Below are 24,884 nucleotides of genomic sequence, written 5' to 3'. Positions count from 1 at the left end.
AGAGGTGCAGCCATGCAAAAAAAAAGAAAGTTCCTTTTCTTTTCCGGACTTATCGTGGTTCTCGTATTTGCTCTGGTTTATTACGGGGTAAACCTTACCTCCAACATTGGAAAAACCAAAGATCAGGTGACTGCGGAGGATGCAGGCAAGCAGTTGAGCAAGCTCTACTCCAAAATTTCGGTGTCCACCGCGGAGCCGATCAAAGGCCAGATTGACCTGAACCCGGCCGATGTCGGCGAGTCTTTGCCGGATATCTCCAAATTCCCGATCACCGTGCCGAACAGCACCGACAACTTTGTGGAGATCTTCTCCTCCACTGAAAAGTCCGGCTCTGGAGTCGACGGCTGGTTGACGGAGGTCACGGAGGAATTTAACAAATCCAACATCGTCGTGGACGGCAAACCTGCTTCGATCAAGCTCCGCAACATTGCGTCCGGTACGGCGGCCGACTATATCAAATCCGGCAAATATGTCCCCGACGCTTATACCCCGTCGAATGAGCTGTGGGGAGAGATGGTCAAGGCGAACGGCATCGAGACGAAGCTGATCTCCAAGCGCCTGGTCGGCAACGTCCCCGGAATCGTCATCTCCAAAGCCAAACACGATGCTCTTGTAGCGAAATACGGCTCCGTCAATGTCAAAACGATCACCGAAGCGATTGCGGCCAATGAATTTGCCATGGGGTATACCGATCCGTTCGCGAGTTCGACCGGGTTGAATTTTCTCGTGACGGCGCTCAACACGTTCGACAGCTCCGATATTTTGGGAGAGAAGGCTGTGCAAGGGTTCGAGCAGTTCCAGGCGAACGTTCCCTTCATCGCCTCCACGACGATTCAAATGCGCGATGCGGCCAAGTCGGGCATGCTGGACGGCTTCGTACTGGAATATCAAACCTACGTCAATGCCGCCGATCTGAAAAAGTCTTACGTGTTCACTCCCTTTGGCGTCAGGCATGACAGCCCTCTGTATGCACTCGGCGACCTGCCGCAAGCCAAGCTGGATATTCTGACCAAATTCTCGGAGTTCGTCGCTCAGGAGAAGTATCAGAAGGCTGCTGAGGAGAAAGGCTTTAATGCTCTCGAAGATTACAAGTCCGAGCTTCCCGCCGTGGACGGAGCCCTTCTGTCCTCCGCCCAAAAGCTGTGGAAAGAGAAGAAGAATGGCAACAAGCCGATCATGGCGGTCTTTGTCACGGACGTGTCCGGGAGCATGGCCGGCGAGCCTCTCAACCGCTTGAAGGAGTCCTTGATCAAGGGGCAAAAGTTTTTGGGCAAGGACAATAGCATCGGGCTTGTCTCTTACTCCAACAACGTGACCATCAACCTGCCGATTGCCAAATACGACACCAATCAGCAATCGATGTTCGTCGGCGCCGTCAACAGTCTAACCGCTGGCGGAGGGACAGCTACCTTCGACGGCATCGCGGTCGCCATGAAGATGATTCAGGACCAGATGGCGGTGAACCCGTCCGTCAAGCCGCTGATCTTCGTTTTAAGCGACGGGGAAACGAATGAAGGCCATTCGCTGAAGGACATCAAAGAGCTGATCGAAACCTACAAGATCCCGATCTACACGATCGGCTATAATGCGAACATTCAAGCGCTACAGAGCATTTCCAATATCAATGAAGCTGCCAGCATCAACGCGGATACCGACGATGTCGTCTACAAAATCGGCAATTTGTTCAATGTTCAAATGTAAGCCGCACCTCATTTCATCCATCCAGCCCATCATCATATTGAAGCTCAATTAAAGGAGGATACCTATGTCGTTTTCCATGGAAGTGGCCAGTCCGGAGAAGATTAAGGCTGTCATCGAGGAGGAAGTTAAACCGGTTCCGGAGGAAGTCGCGAAATTAAAGGATTTGGCGAATTCCAACGTAGCGACGATTATGGAGCTGGACCTGGATTCTCTGGAGAAGCGAAGAGAGATTCTGAAGTCCATCGACTCCTTCGGCATAGACACGATGCAGACCTCCTCCAGCAAAAACGCACTGCTGCAGGTTTCGGTCGGCAATCTCTCCAAAACGGGGGACGAAGGGGGCCAGGTCGCCAAAGGGCTGACCGAGCTTCATATGCAGCTGAAGGATTTGGATCCGAGCGTGGTCGATTTCGCCAAAGGCGGCCTGCTCGGCAAGTTATTCAATCCGATGCGCGCGTACTTTCTGAAGTATCAGAAAGCGGATACGGTGATCGCCGATATCGTCACTTCGCTGGACAAAGGGAAAACGACGCTCAAGAACGATAACACCACCCTTGAGCTCGAGCAGCAGACGCTGAGGGAGCTGACCAAAAAGCTGCAGAAGGAAATCCAACTCGGGGTTCTCATGGACGAAACCATCGAAGCCCAGATCGAAGCCGCACGAATGCGCGCGGAGGACGCCGAGAAGGTTCGCTTCATTACGGAAGAGGTGCTCTTCCCCCTCCGGCAGCGCGTGATGGATATGCAGCAGATGCTGGTCGTCAATCAACAGGGCATCATCGCGATCGAAGTGGTCATCCGAAACAACAAGGAACTGATTCGCGGCGTTGATCGGGCCAAAACGGTGACGATCTCGGCTTTGAAAATTGCCGTAACGGTTGCGAGCGCTCTCTATAACCAGAAGATCGTCCTGCAGAAGATCGAGCTTCTGAATCGAACCACCAACGAGCTGATTGCCGGCACAGCCAAAATGCTGAAGGAGCAAGGCGCGGAAATTCATAAGCAATCGCTGGAGACGAGCATTTCGGTGGAAACGCTCAAGCAGGCGTTTGCGGACAGCTTGACCGCCTTGGAGTCGATCAGCACCTACAAGCAGAATGCCCTTCCTAAGATGCGGGAAACGATCGATCAGTTCCGCGAATTGGCCGATACCGGCGAGAAAAGCATCCAGCGCTTGGAAAAGGGAAAGACACTCGGCTTGTAAAGCAGCCTACGCTTTCTTCCGCGAAAACGGAAGGTGGTTCTTCAACAGAGCCACAGGGCAGCAGGAGTCAAAAAACGCACGGCCGATCTTAAAGATTGGCCGTGCGTTTTTGTGTAGATCTAATGCTACCGTGTGAGTCTCGCTTCCAGCAGTGAAGTTCCGCCCTTTTCGCCCCTTGCTCCTCATTCTGCTTGATTTAACAGAAGGCGAGCGAGCTCTTCGCAGCTGGCAGCGGTATAGGTTGGCGTTCCTTCGGATTCCGGTTCCACTCCACGGTGGTTGAACCAAATGACCCTCCAGCCCGCGGCTAGCGCTCCGATCACATCGTTGCGCCAGGTGTCGCCGATGTACACGCACTCGGAAGCATCCGTTCCGGTGCATTCATTGGCATACGTGAAGATTCGCGGGTCCGGCTTGTCCCAGCCGACCTCCGCTGAGATGAACCAATTGCCGGGTGGGATGAGTCCGTCCAGGCCCAGAGCGTGAATTTTGTTCTTCTGATGCAGCTTGGGCCCGTTGGTGATGAGTCCGACCACCCTCCCGTCCGCAATCAGCCGCTCGATCAGCTCCCGCATGCCAGGGAAGGGTTGAAGCCGATATTGTCCACCCAAGTATTCCGCTTGCATGGCGGCGGCCTGCTCCGAGCTCAGCTCCACGCCGAATTCACGGAAGGCGAGCTGAAACCGGTCCCTTCTCATCACTTCCATGGCCGGGCTGCCCTCCATCGCCCCCGCGCCTCCCGATGCGGCTGACAGCGTGTCGCTGTAATACCTCATCCGGTGGTAGGCCTCCTCATAAGGAAAGAGGTCGTTCTTGCCTAGCAAAGCCTCAACCGCCTGCCGAAAAGGCACCAAGTGATCGTACAGCGTATCATCCACATCGAAAAAAATCCCCCGTACCGGAGGCGTTTGCGTTTCCATATCCTCACCCTTACCTGTTGTCCATTCTCTTCATCTTACCACAATCTTCGAGACAGAAACCCCTCGTGAATTTCAAACTCAAAACCCGTAATATTCTTCCCATAAAAAAGCGAACCCGCCGCAACCGGTTGGCTGCTAACGAGCTCGCTTCATTTATATGCAAATTCCTTCTTGATCGGTAAGCTCATTCCTTGCTCTACCCATTTCCTTGCCCCCACTACTATCGTTCTGTGCGGTGCAAGCTGTGGCTGCAAGTTCTTGCTCGTCCGAAAAAACTTACTTGCTGGCGTTAATTTCCCGGACCACTTCGGCCACCGCGTCCTCCAGAGAAGTCACCGGACGATCAAGCAGAGCGGCGAGATCCTTGCCTTCGACGGCCAACGTTCCACTGCGAATCCCTTGCTGGATGAGCGACAGCATCTGCACAATCGGAGCAGGCAAGCCCGCCTCTGTCATGATTCGTTCATAAGTCGCATCGTCTACATGCTGAACGGATACTTCCTTGCCGATCGCTTTGGAGATCGCTGCGGCGTAATCGTCATACGTCGACAGTTTGCCCGAAAGCTCATAGATCGTATTCTGATGTCCTTCTCCGGACAGAACGATCGCTGCCGCCTCGGCATAATCTCCGCGCGTCGTCCAGCCCGCGAGGCCGGCACCCGCGGAGGTGATGAGCGGCGCTCCGGCGAGCACCCCTTTTACCGATTCCGTCTCGTTCTCTACATACCAATTGTTGCGCAGGAAAGAATACGGAATGCCGGTCGCTTGAATAGCTTCCTCCGTTGCTTTGTGCACCTCAGCCAAGAAAAGCTTGCTGTGGGTCGCATTGGGAGCGCTCGTATAGGCGATGAACTTCACTCCTGCGCGCTTTGCGGCATCTACGGCCGTTTTGTGCTGCTTAATGCGGGTGTCGTTATCCCCTTGTGACGAAATGAGCAACAACCGCTCAATGCCTGCAAAAGCCCGATCAAGTGAAGCTGCATCATCATAATCGCCTTGTCGAACGTCCACACCCAGCTTTGCGAATTCATCCGCTTTGCGCGGGTCCCTTACACTGATTGCCACCTGCTCTGCCGGTACCCGCTTCAAAAGAGCCTTCACTGCCTTGTCTCCTAACAATCCCGTTGCTCCCGTTACCAAATACTTTGTCATTTTCCTGCACCTCCGTTTGAAATGGGTAATGAATAACCATGGGATGTCCTGTCCTTGGGTTGCTATGTTATAACCATATTGGTTACAACTAAAGGATAAAAATAAGCTCCGAAGAGCGAGCTTCCAATTTTAATGAACGGCTTGATCGCCGCCGCACTAAAGCAGTACTGGTTACGCCAATGTTAGCCTTCCGCGTTGCCTCTTACTGTATGGCTTTTTCTTGTGCTGTATCCCAACGTGATCGGCGATTAACAACCCTTTTGAATGCTCATTATTAAGCGATTGCATCTTCATGTGCATCCAGAACTTTACGAGACACTATAGCTTATCCCGCTTGTTCCCCAAGTATACCATGTTCCATTATGCTTCTTTTTCGGCTGCTTTCTCACGATTATCCTTCCGGGAACATGATCGTCGCTTGAACACAGTTCAGGGCACTCTAAGCTCCGCACCGAGATGAGGCTTAAAGCCCTCCAAAAGCTTCCGGAGCGTAACAGAAGCAAGTCTCGCCTCGAAGGCTTCCTGAGCCGCGCGCATTTCCGCCCGCAGCAGAGCTTCGATATTCCCACCGATCGGGCAATCCGGGTTCGGGTTGTCATGGAAATGGAACAGCTCTCCTTCAGAAGCGGCCTGAACCGCCTTGAAAACCATAAGCAGAGTGATGTCATCGGGAGATACACGCAGGGTTGCCCCACCAACGCCCGGACGGACATCGATCAGTCCAGCTTTCTTGAGCATGCCGGTAATTCTCCGAATGATCACTGGATTCGTATTGACGCTGCCCGCGAGATAATCCCCTGTACAGGGGTCGGGAGTCACTGCAACCAAGGACAAGATATGAACCGCAATCGAGAATCTACTGCTGATCTGCTTCATCCTCTTACCCCCTCCCCGTTGTAACCATTTTAGTTCTACCCCAATCAAATGTCAAATGCCAAAAAAATCACGGGAAGTCGAAAGCTTCCCGTGACGAAGTACTATATGGATGAAGAGCTCGAGTTTAATCCTGTATCCATTATAAGATCGTTCGGTTATCCCGCCATATTGTTGATCGCATCCTGGGGAGAATACACCGAGATGTGGTCTACCTTGCTGGTGGATTTCGAAATGATGAATTTCAATTGATATTGATCATTGGCTTTGTAGATGTAGATGGTGTCGTCTCCGTTGACCTTGGTGTCGGTCGGCTTGCCAAGGACGCCTTCGATGTCCTTTAGCGTCAGCTTTTGCAGCTCGGGAGCACTCGAACGCACGTCATAGATCAAGCTTCCCTTATTCCAGCCGATGACAGCATATTTCTTGCTATACGTGGAGTAGAAGCCGGAACTTCCGAGGGGATCTTCTTTGTCGGCTTTTCCCCAATCCAACTTCAAGTCCTCAATCATGCTCTTGTGAGCGACATACTTGATACCAGGCACCTTGCCTTCCTTGGCAAGCTTCATCAGTTCCTTAAGCTGTTCGGTCTTATTGGCAGCAGCGGCTGCTGGTGAAGAAGAGGCCGCTGCTGTTGGAGCAGGGCTATTCGTCGCAGGCGCGGGAGAAGCCGAATCCGAAGCAGCGGGAACGGTTGCCGTTGGAGCAGAAGTTGCAGGCGCGCTTGCGGTTGCAGTGGATGCCGGAGTGCTGGCTGAAGGACTTGCCGCTTCCTCCCCTCCTGAAGCACAGGCCGTAAGGCCGAGAATCCCGGCAAGTGCCAGCGAGCAGGTCATGGTTTTATAAAATCGGGTCATCACAATCGTCTCCTTGGAGAAAAATGAGGTACGCTATATGGACGAGCCCCGACGAGAAAAGGTTTCTTCCCTATCAATCTTCTTTGGTAGCTTTCCTTATTCACCGGATTTTACCGATAGGGGCCAAGTGATGCTAGGGCGGAAGGCTGCTGTGCTTTCTGCATTCCGTTCAATCCGGTAAACGACCACCCGCTGTATTCCACTCCCTCGTTCCCGACTGTAAACGCAAGCTGCAGTCCGAACAGGGATAAATAGCGGGCTAATCCACCCTCCGTTTTTTTTGCTCCCGTCAGTTCCTCTTTTTTCGCGCTAGACTCCCTGCCGCCATCAAATCATTCAACCATTTCACAGCAAACCCGTAATTCATCATGTGAACATGAGGATTTATCCCGTTAATCGCTTCCCGATCAGCTCGTCTAGCTACTTCTATTCCTCCATCCCAATTCAACCAACAGTTATTGAATACAATTAATTATCAAAAATCCAATCAATCTATATTCCTGTTACTGTCGTTTATGGAATTACAAGAATGGCTCCTCAAACTTCTTTCTTCCATTTTTCATACATATATAGGAAGTAATACGTTTAATCTGTCACGTTATCTCACATGGATAACAGTAACTTATTACCTATATACATATATTCTATCATTCACCTTCTATTTTTTCTGTTTTTCAAGCCAATAACGACTTTTTATACCTAACCAAATGTTAAAAATATTCACATAGATTATAGATTTTAAGTAAACATGGTGGTAGAATCTTCTTATTCTTTCCACTCTTCTTGGAAATTGTAGGCAGGGTGTTGGAAGGACATCCAGCTCTTCAGGGGGAGGATCAAAAGAGTACTACATAAAAATTCGTGATGGAGGGGAATTTATTTGGAGAAAGGGTTAAAGAAACTATCACTTCTGACTTTGGCTCTCGGGGTCACCGTAAGCGGCATTCCCGGATTTGCTTCGGCTGCTTCCGGAGTATCCGCTGCGAAATCACCGCTTCTATCAGCTAAAGCCCTATCTGAAGCCGCAGCATCCGTAAAACCGGTCATCTCTTCTAAGATTAACACCACTTCCTCGGACAAGATCCGCGTCGTCGTTCAGTTAAGCGGTCAACCGGCTGCTGTTGGGCAATACGCCGCCAAGCAAGGATTGAAATCCTTGGCTGGAGAAGCAACGGAAGCCAAGGTCGTCAGCCAGCAAACGAGTGTCCTGAAGCAAGCCGCCTCCAAGGGCATTGACCTCGATGTCAACTATCAATACGATACCGTGTTGAACGGTTTCGAAGTGACCGTTCCGGCCAACAAATTGCCGGAGCTCGCCAAGATTCCGGGTGTTGTCGCCATTAATGAGAACAGCACTTGGTATGTCGAACCAGATGAAACAGATCCGACTGTGACGACTGCAGCATATGATAATGCACCGATCAAGCAAGTCAGCGCAGATTGGGCTTGGGCCGAGGGATACACCGGTGCGGGACTGAAGATCGGTGTCATTGATAGCGGGGTTGACTATAATCACCCCGACATCAAACCTGCTTATGCAGGAGGGTATGACTCCTTCAATGGTGATGACGATCCCTTTGAAGATCTTCCCGATCCTTCTATAGGGTTTGCAGGAACTAGTCATGGCACACACGTATCCGGTACAATCATTGGTCAATTTAATAACAAATCAAATGCAATCTCTCAAAAAGGCATCGCATATGGTGCAGAGCTTCATGTTTACAAGGTTCTTGGTAAAGATCCAGAGCGGCCTACTAGTGCAACTGGATCAACCGCTCAAGTTTTAGATGGGATCGAGCGTGCTGTAAAAGATCATATGGATGTTCTTAACCTCTCTCTAGGCTCGGACTCCGAAAAAAATGTAAACTCCCCCGAAGTTATCGCTTTGAACAATGCAACTCTGATGGGAGTCACAGTTGTAGTTGCTAACGGGAATGCAGGGCCGGGTCTCCAAACCATGGGATCTCCTGCATCAACTCAATTAGGGATTTCGGTCGGAGCTGTAACCGCTACATCTTTTGCTTACAGCGGAAAATTCATTCCTACCATCGAAGATGACTCTGTCACTACTGCAGCATACAGCACTTACGGTAACTTTAACGTGATTTCATGGCTCCCGAGTCAGGATAAAGAAGCTTTTGATGAACTTTTTGCCGGACAAACACTGACTCCCGTTTATGCAGGTCTGGGGCGTGCCGAAGACTTTAAAGAAAACGTAGCGGGGAAAGTCGTTTTGATTTCTAGAGGACTTAATAACTTTGTTGATAAGTTTCAAAACGCAAAAGATAGAGGTGCAAAGGCCATTATTCTCTTTAATGGCAATGCTAATGCCACTAGTACAGATGCTGATTTATCAGCGTTCATCCCCGGTAGGGATGGTACAATCGGGAATCTGTATGGTGAGAACAGCGATTATCCTTTAATCCTCGAAGTACCAGGTAGTTATGGCCGTGCTATAGCCCGCCAAATGGTTCAACAAAATAAGCAAGTCACTTTCACGTTTGAACCGTTTGTAGCAACTCCGAATGGTGATAAGTTGGCCAGCTTTACTTCTTATGGACCTAACTTTGATTCTTCGTTAAGCATTAAACCTGATGTTAGCGCACCTGGTGTTAGCATTTTGTCTACTTTACCCTCGTTTGATGGCTCCTACAATAACGCTTACGGTCGCAAGAGTGGGACGAGTATGGCTACGCCCCATGTTGCTGGCTTGGCTCTGCTGATCAAGCAAGCACATCCTTTGTATACTCCTTTCGATGTTCGGGCCGCCCTAGCTAATACAGCTGACCCTATCATCGATCAAGAAGATTATTATCAAGGTGGATCAGGTAGAGCAAATGTAAAAAATGCAATCCTAACCCCCGCCCTGCTTACGGCTGTCGAGCCTATTCAAATTCTGGATACTTCTCACCAATTCAAAGACGTCATTAACTATAATCCTTCTGCAAGTTTTGGTATCGTAAGTCCTGGAACTAATCATTCGAAGACATTACAGGTCAAGAATACATCGAATGAAGATCTGACCTATCAAGCCTCGATCGATTGGCTTGTTCCTGATAAAGAAGTAAATGCTACTCTTTCTACTACCACCGTAACAGTAGGGGCAAAACAAACCCAGGATTTCGAGCTTCAACTTTCTGCTGGTGCACACACTCCTTCTGGTTGGTATGAAGGAACAGTGACTTTAACAGCTATTAATCAACCCACCTTACACCTTCCGTTTGTGGTCCATGTTGGGGATGGTCAGCCGGAATTCGCAGATAATCCCATTGACCAAGTTAAGCTTACGAACACTTTGATTTATCCAAATCGTTCAGCTCAAAATAGCACAGATCTGTCCTTCCGTTTCACTGCAGATGCCGAATATGTTAACCTCATTCAATATCTGATTGCTGATTTGGACGGGAACATCTTGGGATCGCTCGGACAGATCTATACCGGAAGTGATGAAGAGTATATTCCTGCAGGCAATTACGGGAAAGAAGGAATTAACGGCTCATACATCGACTTTGTAGATGGTAAAGAGGTTAAGAAACATCTCGTTGACGGTGTCTACTCTTTGTATGTGTATGCTACCCTAGTCGATGAAGACATGAATCAATATGTCGATAAGGACGATGCGCCTTTAGTTGAATACTATGGCATCACCTCCTTCCGCGTCGACAACTCCACCGTATACACTGGTGGCGGAGCATACGTACCTGCAGCACCTTCCGCTAGCGGTGCTGCCGCAGCCGTTGTCGATCAAGGTCTGAAACAAGAAGTCGTGTCTGCGACTTCTGAGACCAAAGATGGCGCAGCCGTCGTTACCGTTACCTATGACGCGCTGAAAGCAGCCGTTACGTCTGCTGGAACTTCCGCAGCCGCAATCCTCATCACGGACAGCGCTGCCAATGCCAAGCTTTCTCTGACGGCCGAGCAAGTCAAGCTGCTTGCCGGACTCCCAGCGAAGAGCACGGTTGTCTTCACTGCCGGCGGTTCCGCTGTCGCTCTGCCGACCTCGCTTCTGGCGAATGCACCGGCTGGAGCCAAGCTAGAGCTTACGGTGAAACCGGCCGAAGATGCCAAAGCATCCTTCACCGCCAAGCTGGGCGCTGGTACGATCGCAGGAACTCCGGTTTCCTTTGAAGCCAACTGGGTGACTGCATCCGGCAGCAAAGCTGTAGCAACGCCGAACAATGTCTTCATCAAACGCTCCTTCACCGTACCGGGCAGCATCGAGCCCAATACGGCTGGCGTTCTCTTTGAAGAAGATGGAGTCGTGACTCCGGTTTCCTCCGTCTTCAAGAAACAAACCGATGGCACTACCCTCGTGACGGTCAGCCGTCCGGGCTTCTCGGTCTATGCCGCAGCAACCCGCACTGTAGCCTTCACGGATATCGCTTCTTCCACAGTAGCTTCGGATATTCAAGCCCTTGCTAACAAGTGGATCATCGATGGGACCACGGCTACCACCTTCTCACCGAAGGCGAACCTGACTCGTGCGGAATTCACTGCTCTGCTGGTTCGCGCACTCGGTCTGAAAGCAACCGATACGGCTAACTTCACTGACGTGAAGGACTCCGACTGGTTCGCCTCTGATGTTGCAGCCGCAAGTGAAGCAGGATTGATCAAGGGAATCGGAAGCGGCAAGTTCGCACCTAACGCCCAGGTTACCCGCGAAGATCTCGCTGTTATTCTCGACCGGGCGCTCAAGCTGACCGGCATCGAACTGAAGCCGAGTGGCCTCAACCCGATCGTTCCTTACGCAGACGATGCCAAAGTATCGGCTTATGCCAAGGATAGCGTCAAGGCCCTGTCCGATGCAGGCGTCATCAGCGGCTTCACACTCCCAGGAGGCTCTTACTACCGGCCGAACACTGCTGCTACCCGCGACTTCGCAGCTGCTGCTCTCCACGGGCTACTGGTCAAGACCGGGCTTATCGACTAATCATTAATACCTGGTTGATAAAACCGTAAGATGATTGAATGATTCCTGACGTTCCCCCTTTTCCGAGTCATCGGAAAAGGGGGTTTTTTTACCCTTTTACATCCTTCTCACGATTCTCCAGCCTATCGACAGGATTCTGCGGATTTCTCCAAAATGAATATGATAGAATCATTATTGTTGTAATCTTTTGGCATATTTTCCTAAAGGGACAAGCAGGCGGCTCTCGTTATCGCTGCAAGCTTCTTCCTATTAGGAGGCTAATCTTCTATCATTTTTGTTGGAGGGGACTCATTTGAAGACAGGGTTGCGCAAGCTTTCTCTTCTTGCCTTAGCTTTTGGTATCACCGCAAGCGGTATGCCTGGAATCGCCTCAGCAGCAAGCTCTACTAACCAGACCATTTATCCGCTTATAGTAGAAAGCGCTCTACAAAATCTGGCATCTTCTTCAGCTCCGGTCATTTCACCGGGAATTGACATCGAGTCGCCGGAAACGGTGCGCGTCATCGTTCAGCTAAGCGAAGCTCCCGCCGCAGCGGTACGAGCATCGGAGAAGCAGAGCTTTACTGCGCTGTCGGCAGAGGCAGCGGAGGCCGCAGAGGCAGCCGTTGACCAGGAACAAGCGGATGTGCTGCAGCAAGCACAGGCCGAAGGGCTCGACCTGAACGTCCACTACACGTACAACACGGTATTGAACGGCTTCGAAATCTCGATTCCCGCGAATAAGATTCCCGAGCTCGCCTCCATTCCAGGCGTCGCCTCCATTCACGAGAATTCCGTTTGGTCTGCGCTTCCTGATTCCGCGCCTACGCCAGAGGAGTCAACGACTTACCTGGACGAAGCCCCGCTCAAACAGATTCGCGCCGATTGGGCTTGGGCCAACACCTATACGGGAAAAGGGTTAAAAGTAGGCATCGTGGACTCCGGGGTGGATCGCCAGCATCCGGACATCGCCCCCGCCTATCGAGGCGGTTATGACTCCGTCAACGGAGACTCCGACCCGAATGAAGAACCTCCAATTCCTGCTTATGGACTTCAGGCTTCCTCTCACGGCACGCATATCGCCGGGATCATCGTCGGACAAGCCGCTAACGATACCGGTGAAATCCGGCATAAGGGTGTTGCTCCCGATGCCGAGCTGTACGTCTACAAGGTCCTCTCTCGAAATCCGGTTGACCCGACGGCTTTCACCGGCACGTCCGCCCAGATCATCGACGGCATTGAGCATGCCATCAAGGATGGCGTGGATGTCCTCAATCTTTCGCTCGGGTCGGAGACGGAACAGGATGTAAATTCCCCCGAGGCGATCGCCATCAACAACGCGGTCCTCTCCGGCATCACGGTTGTCACCGCCAGCGGCAACACCGGTCCGGGCCTCCATACCCTCGGATCACTTGCTGTAGCGCAGCTCGCCATTGCCGTCGGTTCGGTAACGGCCGAGACCTCCTTGTACAAGGGCAGCTTGACGCCGGAAGCAGTGCTGAAGGAAGACCCCTCCGTCGTTACCGCTACGTACAGCACCTACGGCGCTTTCCAAACGATGGCTTACGAAACCGGTAAAGCAGCCTTCGCAGATATTCTCGGTACCAAGCCGCTGGAGCTTGTCTACGTCGGGCTCGGTCGCGACCGGGATTATCCGTCCGATGTCGCGGGTAAGGTGGTTCTCATTTCCCGAGGAGACCTCTCCTATGACGTGAAAATCAAGATTGCCCGAAAGCATCATGCCCTAGCAGCTATCTACTTCAACAACAATTCCTATTCCGTAGGCGGAGTCGTTGATCTGAGTCCTCAGATTCCGGGCAGAGACGGCTATATCGATGTCTTCCTTGGAGACAGCCCGCAATTTGTGCCCACGTTCGAAATGACAGGAGCCGAGGGACGCGCGCTCGCTCGTTCACTGAAGGAAAATCCGGACACTCGCCTGCAGGTCACCTTCAACCCGGCGTTCACCGAGATCCCGAGATCGAAGGATCAGCTCTCCAGCTTCAGCTCGCGGGGACCGAACGCGGACAGCCAGCTCAGCATCAAGCCGGATGTCGTTGCCCCGGGTCAGAACATTATGTCCACCACTCCCGCCAATGAGTTCGGCAAGCCCGGTTATCCGTATTCCGCCGCATACGATCGACTCAGCGGCACCAGCATCGCGTCCGCCCATGTCACGGGGCTGGCACTTCTCATCAAGCAAGCTCATCCGAACTATACTCCGGCAGATATCCGAGCGGCTCTCTCCAATACCGCTGTCGATATCGGGGAAGAGCATCAAGGCCAAGGTTCTGGCCGCGTCGATGTGAAGGAAGCCATCGAAACGTCGGCTCTTCTGCAAGCAGTAGAACCGATCACCCTTCTCGACAAAAGCTTTCAGGCCAAGCTCATCACCAATTTGAATTCCTCTGCGAGCTTTGGCGTGGTGCGTCCGGGAAGCGATGCCCTCTCCAAAACCCTGACACTCGCCAATAAAGCAAACAAAGCTCTCTCGTATGCAAGCCGCATCGAATGGGACGAGCAGCTTCGCAGCGACAGCGTAAAAGCGACCCTGTCGCAGAGTGCGATCGATCTGGCACCCCAAGGAGTTCAATCGTTCGAACTCCAATTAACCGTCGGTGCCGACACTCCGCTGAATACTCGCTATGAAGGAACCGTTGTTCTCACTTCGTCCGATCCGGATCAACCGGTGCTTCGCCTGCCCTTCGTCGTCTATGCCGGCGAAGAGGCTCCCGCTTATGAGAACATCGGGATTCAAGAGCTGGCGCTGACCAACAAGATCATCTACCCGAAGCGCTCGGCTCAAAGCTCGACCGACCTTACGTTCCGGCTTGCGACGGATAAGGTGAACCTCTACCAGATCTATGTGCTGAACCTGAACAATCAACCCATCGGTCTGCTCGACATACCCCGAATGCCTACGCAGAGACCGCTTTTTGAGCCAGGAACTTATTCTCTGAAAAAGATAACGGGGCAGTATATCAGCGTGACTCCAGCAGGGCTTCCCGTGATCGGGTCAAACGGCCAGCCGGTTATCGGCCGCCTAGATGACGGCACGTACAAAATCTATATCCAGGCTGCTCAGCTGACCGCGGCGGGTGGAGTGGCTGTAGACAGCACGGGAAAAGCGATCGCATTCGCCGCCACCACTTCCTTTCGCGTGGACAACTCGCCGGAAAGCGACAATACGGGGACAGGCGGAAATCTTCCTTCGATCCCTGCCTTGCCTGCATACAGCAACGCCGCCCAAGCCGTAATAAACCCCGAAAGGAAGCCCATCGTCCTTGCGCCGATCGTGGCTCTTTCGGATCTGGATGCCAAGGTCACTCTTTCGGATGATGCGTTCAAAACAGCCCTTTCATCCATCGGGTCTGCTCCTGCTGTTCTCGTGATCGCGGATAACGCGATAACCCGAAAGAACGCCTCGTTGTCGCTTACGCCCGAGCAGGCGAAGCAGTTGGCTTCCTTTCCGGCGAAGAGCACAATCGTATTCGGGTCCAGCGGCTCCGCTATTGCCCTGCCCACCGAATTGCTCGCCAAAGCGCCAGCCGATGCCAAGAGCTTTGTGCTCACCCTGCAACCGGCAGAAAAAAGCAAAGCCCTTGACAGCAAAATATCCGCCGCCTCGGGAACCCTTATCGGCACGCCGATATCCTATGATGCGAAATGGCTGACAGCAGGGGGCAAGCAACCGCTTGTCGTGAAGAGCCCGCAATTCATCAAACGCTCCTTCACCGTACCTGGCAGTATTGATCCGAATACAGCAGGCGTACTGGTTGATCAAGATGGCTTCGTCGCCCCTATCGCATCCAGCTTCAAGAAGCAAACTGACGGCACCACCCTCGTAACGGTCAGCCGGCCAGGCTTCTCCGTTTACGCGGCAGTAGCGCGAAAGCCAGCCTTCACCGATATTGATTCCTCGTATGCCGCAGCCGACATTCAGGCGCTCGCTAACAAATGGATCGTCGACGGGGCGACGGCAACGACTTTCTCGCCCAAGGCCAACTTGACCCGGGCGGAATTCACCGCTCTGCTCGTCCGTGCGCTCGGCTTGACGACAGAAGCGACGGATGCGCAAGTCTTCACCGATGTGAAATCCTCCGATTGGTTCGCAGCCGAGGTTACAGCCGCGAACAACGCTGGTCTCATCAAGGGCATCGGCGGCGGCAAATTTGCACCGAACGACAAGGTCACCCGCGAGGAGCTCGCGGTCATTCTGGATCGGGCCTTCAAGCTGACCGGCGGGGAATGGAAGCAGGATCGCTCCAACCCGATCGTGCCCTTCGCGGACGACGCGAAGATCTCCGCTTATGCCAAAGATAGCGTCAATTTGCTGGCAGAAGCGGGCGTGATCGATGGCTTCACGCTTCCGGGAGGCTCCTTCTTCCGACCGAACACCGCCGCCACCCGCGAATTCGCCGCCTATGCCCTGCATCACCTGCTGATCCAGGCGGGCTTGATGGAGTGATCTGGCATCCAGCCTGATCTTCAATGAAAATAGACCGGACCCTCACGCCAGTTAGCGGCGGAAGGTCCGGTCTTTTCACACGAGTCGCACTTTATATGACAGGCATATGAGCCCGCGAAGGTGAGGTTTCTTATGAAGGTGAACTAGGAAGCAGCAAGAGAAGCCCCATGTTCACCGTTGCCTGCGCCACTTCATCCAGACCGCATCGAGCAGGTCCACAATCATGAACAGCAGGAAACCTACCGCGCTCAGCACGAGAATGCCCGCATACATCTGAGCGTAATCCATCCGCAACCAAGCGTCCATGATGAAGAAGCCCACGCCGTATTGCGTCCCGTAGATTTCCGTGAAGAACAACACGGAGATTGCAGTGCCGAGCGAGATGCGCACTGTGCTGAGAATGACGGAGAGGGCTCCCGGCAAGGTCACATGCCGGAACTTAGCCCAGGAGTCGGCGCCAAGCGTCGTCAGGACGTCATAGGTTTCCTCGGGGATCGCCTTGACCGCGTCACGCACCGAGATGATGATCTGAAAGACAAGGATGAGGCCGATCAGCAAAATCTTCGAGGTTTCGCCCAGACCGAACAGCAGCATCGCTACCGGCAGGAGGGCGATCTTGGGAATCGGGTAGGTGAGATAGACCACAGGATCGAGCAGCTTGTTCCACCGGGCGGAACGCCCCATGAGCAGCCCGATCGCAAGGCCGATGATCAGCGCGCCTGCGATCCCCACCGCAATCCGGTATAGGCTGTAAGCGACATGCTTGCCGATGCCCGACCGGACCAACTCGTCCATGGAGGCGTACACCGGTCCGGGAGCAGGCAGGATCGAATTGTTCATCAAGAGAGCGAGTACATACCAAAGGAGATGCAGCCCCGCCAAGACTCCAATGAGAGAGAAAACCCGCTTGCCCGTAAGCCGCAAAAGTGGCGATGCCATCGGCTTTTTCGATTCGTTCTCCAGCGATTCCGACTTTGATCCAAACTCGTTCGGTTCCTTCCCCATCAATCCCGATATGTTCTCCATCAACTCCGGTTCTTTCTTCAGTGACTCCGACTCTGCCCCGCCCGCTTTCGACCCTTGTTCCAACTGGTTCGGTTTTTTTACCATTTGTCCCGGATGACCTTTCGCACGAGGTTCGTCTGCTCAAAGAAGCAAGCGCTCTCCCGGCGTCCTTCCCAATCAAGATGGCTTGCCGGATTGTCCATCAGCACGGTGCCGGCTTCCCGGCTCTTCGGCATGACGAGAATCCGCTCTCCCAACAGAACCGCTTCTTCCACGTCATGCGTCACGAAGAGCGCCGTCGCCGGGTGCTCGCGCCAGCTCGTCCAGAGCAGCTGCTGCATGCTCTCGCGGGTCATCGCGTCAAGCGCCGAGAACGGCTCGTCCAGGAGCAGCAGCGCGGGATGCAGGGCGAAAGCGCGGGCGATGGCAACCCGCTGCTGCTGCCCGCCGCTCAAGGACAGCGGATAGCGGTCCTTGAGCCCGGCGATGCCCATCGCGGCCAGCCAGCGGGCGATCTCCGCCTCCCGCTCAGCCGCGCTTTTCGGCTGCGCGCCCTTTTCGGCCAGCTTCATCGCCATGGCGATGTTCGCCCGCACCGTCTTCCACGGCAGCAGCCCGAAGTTCTGCGGCACGAAGCCGATGCGGGTGTCCTTCGGCCGGACGGGAGCGCCGTCCAAGCGGATCTCTCCACTCTCCGGCTGAACGAGGCCTGCGACCGCTCGAAGCAAGGTCGACTTGCCACAGCCGGAGGGGCCGATGATGCAGGTGATGCTGTTCTTCGGCAGCACGAGATTAAACCGGTCCAAGGGCCGATGCCCGTTACGGTAGCTTACGGTTATCTCCGATAAGCTTAGCCCCTCGCCCGATATCACGTCCACCGGTTGAACCGCCCCTTTACTTAAGTCCGGCATCGGAGATCACATCTTTCGGAGCGAGATCCTTTTTGAGCAGTCCTTTCGTTTTCGCCCACGAGAAAGCCGCCTCCACCTGTGCCTCCTCCATCTGAACCGCATGAGGATACTCAGGAACGGTGATTTCTGCCTTCAGCGACTCCGGATATCCAACTTCCTTGATGACCACATCGAGATAATCCGCCTGATCATGAGCCTTCATATAATCAACGGCTTCGTTGTAGGCGGCGTACATGTTTTGAATCGCTTCTTTCTTGGTGTCGAGCACCTTCTGCGGAATGCCCAGCACGAACGGGTCGACGCCCGCATCCTTGGTCGAGGACAGCACGCGAAGCCCCGCCGCCTTCCCCATGGTGACGAACGGCTCTGGCAGAATGGCGGCATCCGCCTTGCCGTTTTTCAGAAGCTCAAGCCGAGTCGGAATCTGCGGAACCTCCGTAGCCTGAATATCTCCTTCCGTCAGGCCCGCTTGCTCCAGCATCCGGGAAAGGGTATATTCTGTCGACGTATTTTTCGAGAAAATGACCGACTTGCCCTTTAGGTCCGCGACCGATTGAATAGAGTCGTTACCGGTGAGCAGGCTGAAGCCTCCGATCGTCGTGCTCGCAATCTTTACATCCATCCCCGCTTGATTGTAGATGGAGATGGCGACGAGATCGGCGCTGATCGCATCCAGTTTTCCCGCCTGGAAGGCCGCATCGCGGTCTTTCGCGCTTTTGAAGGTCTCAATGTCAAAGGTTACCCCGTGCTTGGTGTCAAACCCCTGCTGATGGGCGATGACAAACGGGATTTCGTCTATGGACGGCAGCATGCCGAGCGAGACAACAACCGGCTCCTTCGCTGGAGAACCGGAATCAGATGCTTTGTCGGTATTGTCGGTTTTGCCGCAGCCCGCGAGAGCCAGGGCGATCGTCGTTAGGATAAGTCCGCTTCGAATCGTGGTTTTCATCAAGTTCATAGTAATCCTCCGTTATTGATTCTAATACCTAGTTTTATAGAAAAACATCCAGCACTCCGCACGCAAGAAAAACGATGCTCACCAGCTCGTTGATGTTATACGAAGCGAAGGTAGCGTGCTGCAGATGCCCCGGGCTGACGACGCGATGCTCAATGATGAGCAGAATCAGGACGATGCCTGCTCCAAAGTAGTAAATCCAGCCGAATTCGGGCTGCAGCAGCCCGACGACAAGAAGACAGAACATGGCCACCGCATGAAAAAGCGTAGAAATGACCAGCCCGAACGGAACCCCGAACTCGGTCAGCATGGAATAAAGGCCATTCGCATGATCGAATTGGGCGTCCTGGGCGCCATAGATGATGTCGAAGCCCGCCACCCAGAACATGTTAGCTCCGGCGAGAAAGATCGGGGTCCAACTGAAATGGCCGGTGACCGCAAGCCAAGCTCCGACCGGCGCGATCGAGCAGGTGAACCCGAGCACCAGATGGCAGAGCGGGGTGAAGCGTTTCGTATACGAATAGATCACCATAAAAAAAATCGCCGGTGGAGCCAAGACGGCGCATAACGGGTTAAGCAGGAATGCGGCGAACAGCGTAATGACAAAACAGACCACGGATAGAAGGAGCGCCTCCCGCTTGCTCATGTCCCCCCGTGGAATTTGCCGGTTGGCGGTGCGCGGGTTTCGCTTGTCAAACTCCGCGTCGATCACCCGGTTGAGCGCGTTCGCTCCCGTCCGCGCGGCAAGCAGGGCGACAACGATGATGGCGAGCAGCCTCCAGGAGGGAAACCCGCCCGCTGCGAGGAGCAGCGAAACGATCGCGAAGGAGAACGAAAAGATCGTGTGCTGGAACATCACCAGCACTCCGTAATCATGCAGCTTTCCGTAGAAGCCGCGAAGTAAACTCATGGCTTCCCCCCACTTTCCGAATGGCGGCCTTTCGCCGTCGAATCCGGGACCGTGTCAGCGGCGCCGGAAACAGAACCGGCAGAACAAACGAAATCCCGGATCAGCCTCCGCGCTTCCTCCGCCTCCGGCATCGAAAAGAGCGGCCAGGCGTGCATCATGTCGGCGAACTCCATATAACGGGAATCGACCCCTTCCCGCTTCAGCTTGTCCTGCAGCAGGCGGGCATCTGGCAGCAGGCTGTCCGCGGTGCCGATGAGAACCAGCGTGCGCGGCAGCCCGGCGAGCGATCCGAACAGCGGGCTGGCGAGTGGATGCTTCACGCCCAGATCGCCCGCGAACAGCCTGCCCACTTCTCCCAAGCCCGGAGGCTGCAGGAAGACATCCAGCTCCGCCAGCCCTTCTTCCTCGATGCGCGGATTGTCTGTCGTCACATCCACCCAGGGAGACAGGAGAGTCAGGGTCGCCGCTTCTCTTGAGGACGCGATCCCCTGCTTCGCCGCATTCAGGGCGAGCGCAGCTCCCGCGGAGTCCCCAATCAGGTGAACAGGCCCGTCCGTCTGACTGTGAACAAAATCATAGAAGCCGGCCAGCAGCCGGTTCAAGGTATCCGCCGTTGCCGCCGGAACCGTCGGGTAATTCGGCACGATAACGGGTAACCCCGTTAACGAGACAAGCGCCTCGGCAAAGGAAAAGTGGGGCGGCAGGATTTCTTCAATATAAGCCCCGCCGTGATAATAGACGAGCGTCCCCTTCTTATCCGTCTGCTCGCCGAACCGGTAAACCTTTACCTGGCCCCAATCCGGATCGTCATAGCGATCCTCCTGCCAGCCCGTCCTCTTGAAGGAAAGAGCTGGATACGCCGGTAAGCTTTCCAGATAAGCCCGGATCGACTCCGCGCTCTGCCACTTGGCGTGAAAGCCTTCCTGCAGTAGGCGCTTCTTGATTGCAATGCTCTCAACGCTTGGCACTTCATCATCTTCTTTCTGTGAAACGTCTCACACGCATAAAACCAGTATATTTATTGAATGCCCAGATAGCAATGGAAATCCCGATTTGCCACCGCGTTCCCGTTGGTATACTCTGTAAAGAAGGGTGATAGATGATGAGCGCTATGACATTCAAAGCTTATGCCATAACCAATGAGATCGACTTGAATAAGGTGGCCAGCGACTGCGGCATTCCGAAGAAGTACACCTGGGAAGAGCCCTTGATCCTGCAGGACGAAATCTTGGGGACCATACTCCGCAAAAAGGTGGATCCGGCGCAAAAGGTGCTGGTGTTCTCCTTCGGCAGCATCGTCTTCATCAATCACACAGAGCCTGCGGAGATCAAGAGCTTCTTAAAGTACATGCAATCCTTCGAGCCAGAGATCAAGCTCGCCGAGTTCGACCGCTATACTGACGACTACCGTCTCCAAATCGGAGATACCGAAATGCTTCATCTGACCGATGAGTATGTCATCGTGCCGGAGTTCGAGCTGTTTTATCCCGAGCTGATCTCCATCGTCCTCGCCAAATCAGTTGCTCTGGAGAAGACCGAGGAGGAGCTCGGCAAGATTCTTGACCGCTTGGAAACGATGATCGACCGCCTGGAAAAAGCAAATCTGCGCATCAGCGACAAAGAGCTCGCCCGAACAACGGCCCGCATCGTGCGCCATGAATACAATACCATCGCCTACATCATGATTCTCGACAAGCCGGATATTACGTGGACGAACAGCGAGGCAGGCGACTTTTACCACCAGATGGCGGAATTCTTCGAGCTGAACGACCGCTACGAGATCCTGAAGAGCAAGACCGCCATTCTCTACAACATCATGGAGGGCTTCTCCACCATCAGCCACTCGACCCGCGGGATCTTCGTCGAATGGGTCATCGTGCTTCTGATCGTCGCCGAGGTTGTGCTGATGCTCATCGAAGCGTTCCGGTAAGGAGGGGAGCAGCGTGCATACAGACGATTCCGGTTCTCTCCTGCGGCTGCCGCGAATGGCTCCTGATTCAGATTCGGCTTCTGCGTCGGCCCCGCCTGCTCCTCCCGCCCGGCTCCTCCGCTTCAAAAGCTGCGTCATCGGCTCCTCCATCGACTTGGATAAGCCCGCCAGCTTCTTCCGGATCGAGCGGACCGTCAGCTGGAAGGAATATCTAGAGCTGAACGAGGCGCATCTGGAGCGGATTCTACAGAAGCCCTGCCCGGGCAAGCGGGTGTATCTGTTTGAATACGGCTGTGCGACCTTCCTCGATCTCGATGAGGGAGAGCAGCAGACGTTCTATGAATTTCTCGCCGGGCTTGTGGACGAGATCGATTATGCCATGGTGGCCCGTTATACCGAAAGTCACGTGTTGGAAGTCGATGAGGAAGGCGAGTTCTCGCCTTGGGACGGATCTCCGCTTCGCTTCCGGGTCGAAGAGTCGATTTTACCGTTGGTCGCAAGCCTTCTCGCCAAATCGGCCGCCCTGACCAAGATCGAAGCCGATGTGGACGACCACCTCGACCAGTCGGAGCAGTTGATCGACAACTTGCAGCGCGGTCGGCTGCGCTTTAACAAGCGCTCCTCTTCCTCCGTGTTGGCAAAATTCCTCAAATTCGAGTTTGACAGCATCCTGACGATTCGCATCTTCGACCGGACGACGGCTGAAGGCGACAGCTGGAACAGCCGCAGCCTGTACGACGCCCTCGCCGAGCATTACGAGCTGAACGATCGGTATGAGGTCATAGAAAGCAAGATGGGCAGTCTGCGCACGGCCATGAAGACACACAATTCACTCAGCTTCGAATCGAACGAGAACCGTCTCTACGTGTGGGAGATCTTCCTTCTGCTGCTTTTCCCGCTCGGTGCGTTGGTACGGATGCTGTTGCATCACTAGCACGACTAATGGTATTCCTCGCATCGTTTTATACGGCAAGAAAACCGCTGGACTACGTGACAAAAGGACTCTTTCCCCCGCTGCTTACCGGGAGAAGAGTCCTTTTGCCATCCAGGCGAACGCTGAATCAATCGCCAGCTCAGGGTAACATCCTTCACAGAATCATTAGCGTGCTTGCGAGACCATGAAAAAACACCTTCGAGAATGAGCAACAATCTTGCGATAGCTGCATCTATTCTTGAAGATGTTATCGCCTTACGAAAGCCGATCGTTCGGAAACGGGCTGCCTAACACGAGCTCGTCCGAAGATTAGTCTTCCAGCTCGACATTATGGTACACCTGTTGAACGTCGTCCAGATCTTCCAGGGCGTCGATCAGCTTCTCGAACTGGGCCACCGATTCCGCCGGAAGCGAAATGTAGTTTTGCGGCAGCATGGTGAGCTCCGCTACCGTGAAGTCCTTCACGCCCGCTCCGCGTAGAGCTTCTTGCACGGCACTGAACTGATCCGGCTCGGCGTACACGATGACCGAATCCTCTTCCTCCAGAATGTCGCGGACTTCAACATCCGCTTCCATCAGAAGCTCCAGCACTTCCTCTGCCGTTTTGCCTTCGAGGCCGATGACGGCTGTCTGGTCGAACATATAGCTGACCGACCCACTGACGCCGAGGTTGCCGCCGTTCTTGTTGAAGGCGGAGCGCACTTCGGAGGCGGTGCGGTTGACGTTGTTGGTCAGCGCGTCGACGATGACCATCGCGCCGTTCGGGCCAAAGCCCTCGTAGCGCAGCTCGTCATACGTCTCGTCGCCGGAGCCTTTGGCCTTGTCGATGGCGCGGTCGATGATTGCCTTCGGCACGTTGTAGGTCTTGGCGCGCTCAAGCACAAATTTTAACGCCTGGTTGGAATCCGGGTTGGGCTCCCCCCGTTTGGCGGCTACATAAATCTCCAAGCCGAACTTGGCATAGACCCGGCTGTTGTTGGCATCTTTGGACGCTTTCTTTTCCTTGATGTTGTTCCACTTACGACCCATCGGTTATCGCTCGCTTTCACTCAATATAGCGTGCAGGCAACCCCGTACCCGTCCGAGAGCCGGCTTGTCAACACGCTTCCTGTACACAGTCGCTTTCTATTATAGCTTTTCCCGCCGATTAAGCCAACTCCATCCAGCTTAACTCGTGACCAAAGACCTTAGAATCCTTCATGTTCAGGATCGCTGCCGGCTCCGCTAGCATCATAGACTCCCTACGCATCCATTCCCCTACTCCCTCTTCCGAAAAAGCGACCGCCACCCGAACACCTTCACCCGCACAAGCAGCCGGGTTATCCCATTCACCAACAAAGCGAGCAGAACGAACAGGATAAAAAGCAAGAAGAACTGACGAAGAAAAGCCACACAGAAAACCAAGAAAAGCACCGTTTGCCAAGGTTTCCGCTTCCGTGGAGAAGACAGAAACAGCACTCGATAAACCCAATAGTTTTTCTTCAAGCTCTCAAGATACTCGTCACGGGTTTGCTTGTTCTCGGGATTGAGGCGGACGGCGTTCTCCAGGTACAGCAATTCCTTCTTGTAATCGCCCCGCTTCTCGGCGGCCCAACCCAAATACAGAAAGGTCAGGGAACTCTCGGGATTGATTCGAAGAGCGGCTTCCTCCGCTTCAACGGATGCCGGGATGTTTTTGGAGTTGGCCTCCAAATAGCTGAGCGAAGCGAGATACAGGGAATTCTCAGGCTGCAATTCAAGCGCTTCCTCAAGCGAAGCCCTGGCCTCCGGGAGTTCCCCCTTCTTGTGATGATAGTTAAACAGGAGGTAGGGATAATGCGCCTCGTACGGATCAATCCGGCGAGCCTCCTGCACATCCCGTTTAAATGGATCAAAGTGTTCTTGGCTGTAAAGGGTATTCACGCGCACGAACCAACCGAGCTCGCTCGCCGGATCAAGCCGCAGCGCTTCGTTCGCCCATTTGATCGCCTCGTCGTACCGGTTCTGCACCAGATGGATTCGCCCGAGGAAGGCGTACGCGGCGGCATCCTCCGGATCCTCCCGGATCCAATCCTCCGTCTCGCGAATCGCCTCCGAATACCGGCTCCATTGCAGCAGCCGGTCCGCCCGGTCCGCATGTGTGGACTCTTCCATGGCCTTCCTCCCGACGCCTCCG

17 protein-coding genes are annotated in these 24,884 nt (G+C 53.9%); 6 read left to right on the top strand and 11 right to left on the bottom strand.

What is annotated here, in order from left to right; all coding sequences use genetic code 11:
- The first annotated feature begins 12 nt into the window (after positions 1-12).
- Both BN2684_RS05510 and BN2684_RS05505 read left to right on the top strand, forming a co-directional pair.
- The gene (locus BN2684_RS05510) at positions 13-1,701 is read left to right on the top strand and encodes a vWA domain-containing protein (RefSeq protein WP_058301174.1); all 1,689 of its coding nucleotides are present in this window, start codon (positions 13-15) and stop codon (positions 1,699-1,701) included.
- A 64-nt stretch (positions 1,702-1,765) separates the two neighbouring features.
- A complete protein-coding gene (locus BN2684_RS05505; RefSeq protein ID WP_058301173.1) occupies positions 1,766-2,905 on the top strand; it encodes a toxic anion resistance protein in 1,140 nt (379 codons plus the stop codon).
- 182 nt (positions 2,906-3,087) lie between these two features.
- Here BN2684_RS05505 and BN2684_RS05500 read toward each other — a convergent pair whose 3' ends face one another.
- From BN2684_RS05500 to BN2684_RS05485, 4 genes are all read right to left on the bottom strand, one after another.
- Complete coding sequence (locus BN2684_RS05500; RefSeq protein ID WP_058301172.1) at positions 3,088-3,825, bottom strand: HAD family hydrolase; 738 nt, start codon at positions 3,823-3,825, stop codon at positions 3,088-3,090.
- 276 nt (positions 3,826-4,101) lie between these two features.
- Positions 4,102-4,977, bottom strand: a complete 876-nt coding sequence (locus tag BN2684_RS05495; protein WP_058301171.1) for an SDR family oxidoreductase — start codon at positions 4,975-4,977, stop codon at positions 4,102-4,104.
- Between the two features lie 429 nt (positions 4,978-5,406).
- The gene (locus BN2684_RS05490) at positions 5,407-5,853 is read right to left on the bottom strand and encodes an Rrf2 family transcriptional regulator (protein ID WP_058301170.1); all 447 of its coding nucleotides are present in this window, start codon (positions 5,851-5,853) and stop codon (positions 5,407-5,409) included.
- 155 nt (positions 5,854-6,008) lie between these two features.
- Positions 6,009-6,707, bottom strand: a complete 699-nt coding sequence (locus BN2684_RS05485) for a YjgB family protein (protein ID WP_058301169.1) — start codon at positions 6,705-6,707, stop codon at positions 6,009-6,011.
- 880 nt (positions 6,708-7,587) lie between these two features.
- Here BN2684_RS05485 and BN2684_RS25235 point away from each other — a divergent pair.
- Both BN2684_RS25235 and BN2684_RS05475 read left to right on the top strand, forming a co-directional pair.
- A complete protein-coding gene (locus BN2684_RS25235) occupies positions 7,588-11,637 on the top strand; it encodes a S8 family serine peptidase (protein WP_316245503.1) in 4,050 nt (1,349 codons plus the stop codon).
- Between the two features lie 292 nt (positions 11,638-11,929).
- Positions 11,930-16,084, top strand: a complete 4,155-nt coding sequence (locus BN2684_RS05475; protein ID WP_058301167.1) for a S8 family serine peptidase — start codon at positions 11,930-11,932, stop codon at positions 16,082-16,084.
- A 171-nt stretch (positions 16,085-16,255) separates the two neighbouring features.
- Here the strand turns inward: BN2684_RS05475 and BN2684_RS05470 are convergent, their stop codons facing one another.
- From BN2684_RS05470 to BN2684_RS05450, 5 genes are read right to left on the bottom strand one after another with little or no spacing between them, the layout of a single operon-like run.
- Positions 16,256-17,194, bottom strand: a complete 939-nt coding sequence (locus BN2684_RS05470; protein WP_234340173.1) for an ABC transporter permease — start codon at positions 17,192-17,194, stop codon at positions 16,256-16,258.
- Positions 17,188-18,000: an ABC transporter ATP-binding protein gene (locus BN2684_RS05465; RefSeq protein ID WP_058301166.1), complete on the bottom strand. Its 813-nt coding sequence runs from the start codon at positions 17,998-18,000 to the stop codon at positions 17,188-17,190. The genes BN2684_RS05470 and BN2684_RS05465 overlap by 7 nt, the downstream gene beginning before the upstream one ends.
- The gene (locus BN2684_RS05460) at positions 17,984-18,958 is read right to left on the bottom strand and encodes an ABC transporter substrate-binding protein (RefSeq protein WP_234340172.1); all 975 of its coding nucleotides are present in this window, start codon (positions 18,956-18,958) and stop codon (positions 17,984-17,986) included. Before BN2684_RS05460 ends, BN2684_RS05465 begins: the two co-directional genes overlap by 17 nt.
- Positions 18,959-18,992: 34 nt before the next feature.
- On the bottom strand, positions 18,993-19,865 hold the full coding sequence (locus BN2684_RS05455) for a 4-hydroxybenzoate octaprenyltransferase (RefSeq protein WP_058301165.1): 873 nt from the start codon (positions 19,863-19,865) through the stop codon (positions 18,993-18,995).
- Positions 19,862-20,833 (bottom strand): alpha/beta hydrolase fold domain-containing protein, encoded by a 972-nt coding sequence (locus BN2684_RS05450; RefSeq protein WP_082651774.1) that lies wholly within the window; start codon positions 20,831-20,833, stop codon positions 19,862-19,864. The genes BN2684_RS05455 and BN2684_RS05450 overlap by 4 nt, the downstream gene beginning before the upstream one ends.
- A 134-nt stretch (positions 20,834-20,967) precedes the next feature.
- Between BN2684_RS05450 and BN2684_RS05445 the strand changes: the two genes are divergently transcribed.
- Positions 20,968-21,795 (top strand): RMD1 family protein, encoded by an 828-nt coding sequence (locus tag BN2684_RS05445; protein WP_058301577.1) that lies wholly within the window; start codon positions 20,968-20,970, stop codon positions 21,793-21,795.
- Positions 21,796-21,808: 13 nt separating this feature from the next.
- Positions 21,809-22,729 carry an RMD1 family protein gene (locus BN2684_RS05440; RefSeq protein WP_058301164.1) on the top strand — a complete coding sequence of 307 codons (921 nt, stop codon included), beginning with the start codon at positions 21,809-21,811 and terminating at the stop codon, positions 22,727-22,729.
- Positions 22,730-23,038: 309 nt separating this feature from the next.
- Here BN2684_RS05440 and BN2684_RS05435 read toward each other — a convergent pair whose 3' ends face one another.
- Together BN2684_RS05435 and BN2684_RS05430 are read right to left on the bottom strand one after the other, a co-directional pair.
- Positions 23,039-23,758 carry a YebC/PmpR family DNA-binding transcriptional regulator gene (locus tag BN2684_RS05435; protein ID WP_058301163.1) on the bottom strand — a complete coding sequence of 240 codons (720 nt, stop codon included), beginning with the start codon at positions 23,756-23,758 and terminating at the stop codon, positions 23,039-23,041.
- A gap of 228 nt (positions 23,759-23,986) precedes the next feature.
- Entirely contained in the window at positions 23,987-24,862 is an 876-nt protein-coding gene (locus BN2684_RS05430; protein ID WP_058301162.1) for a tetratricopeptide repeat protein, read from the bottom strand.
- Positions 24,863-24,884: the final 22 nt, after the last annotated feature.

It is taken from the genome of Gorillibacterium timonense (genome assembly GCF_001457415.1).
GTDB lineage: Bacteria > Bacillota > Bacilli > Paenibacillales > NBRC-103111 > Gorillibacterium > Gorillibacterium timonense.
The sequence above is the reverse complement of the archived record's forward strand: the minus strand, read 5'-3'. Positions and strand labels throughout refer to the sequence as shown.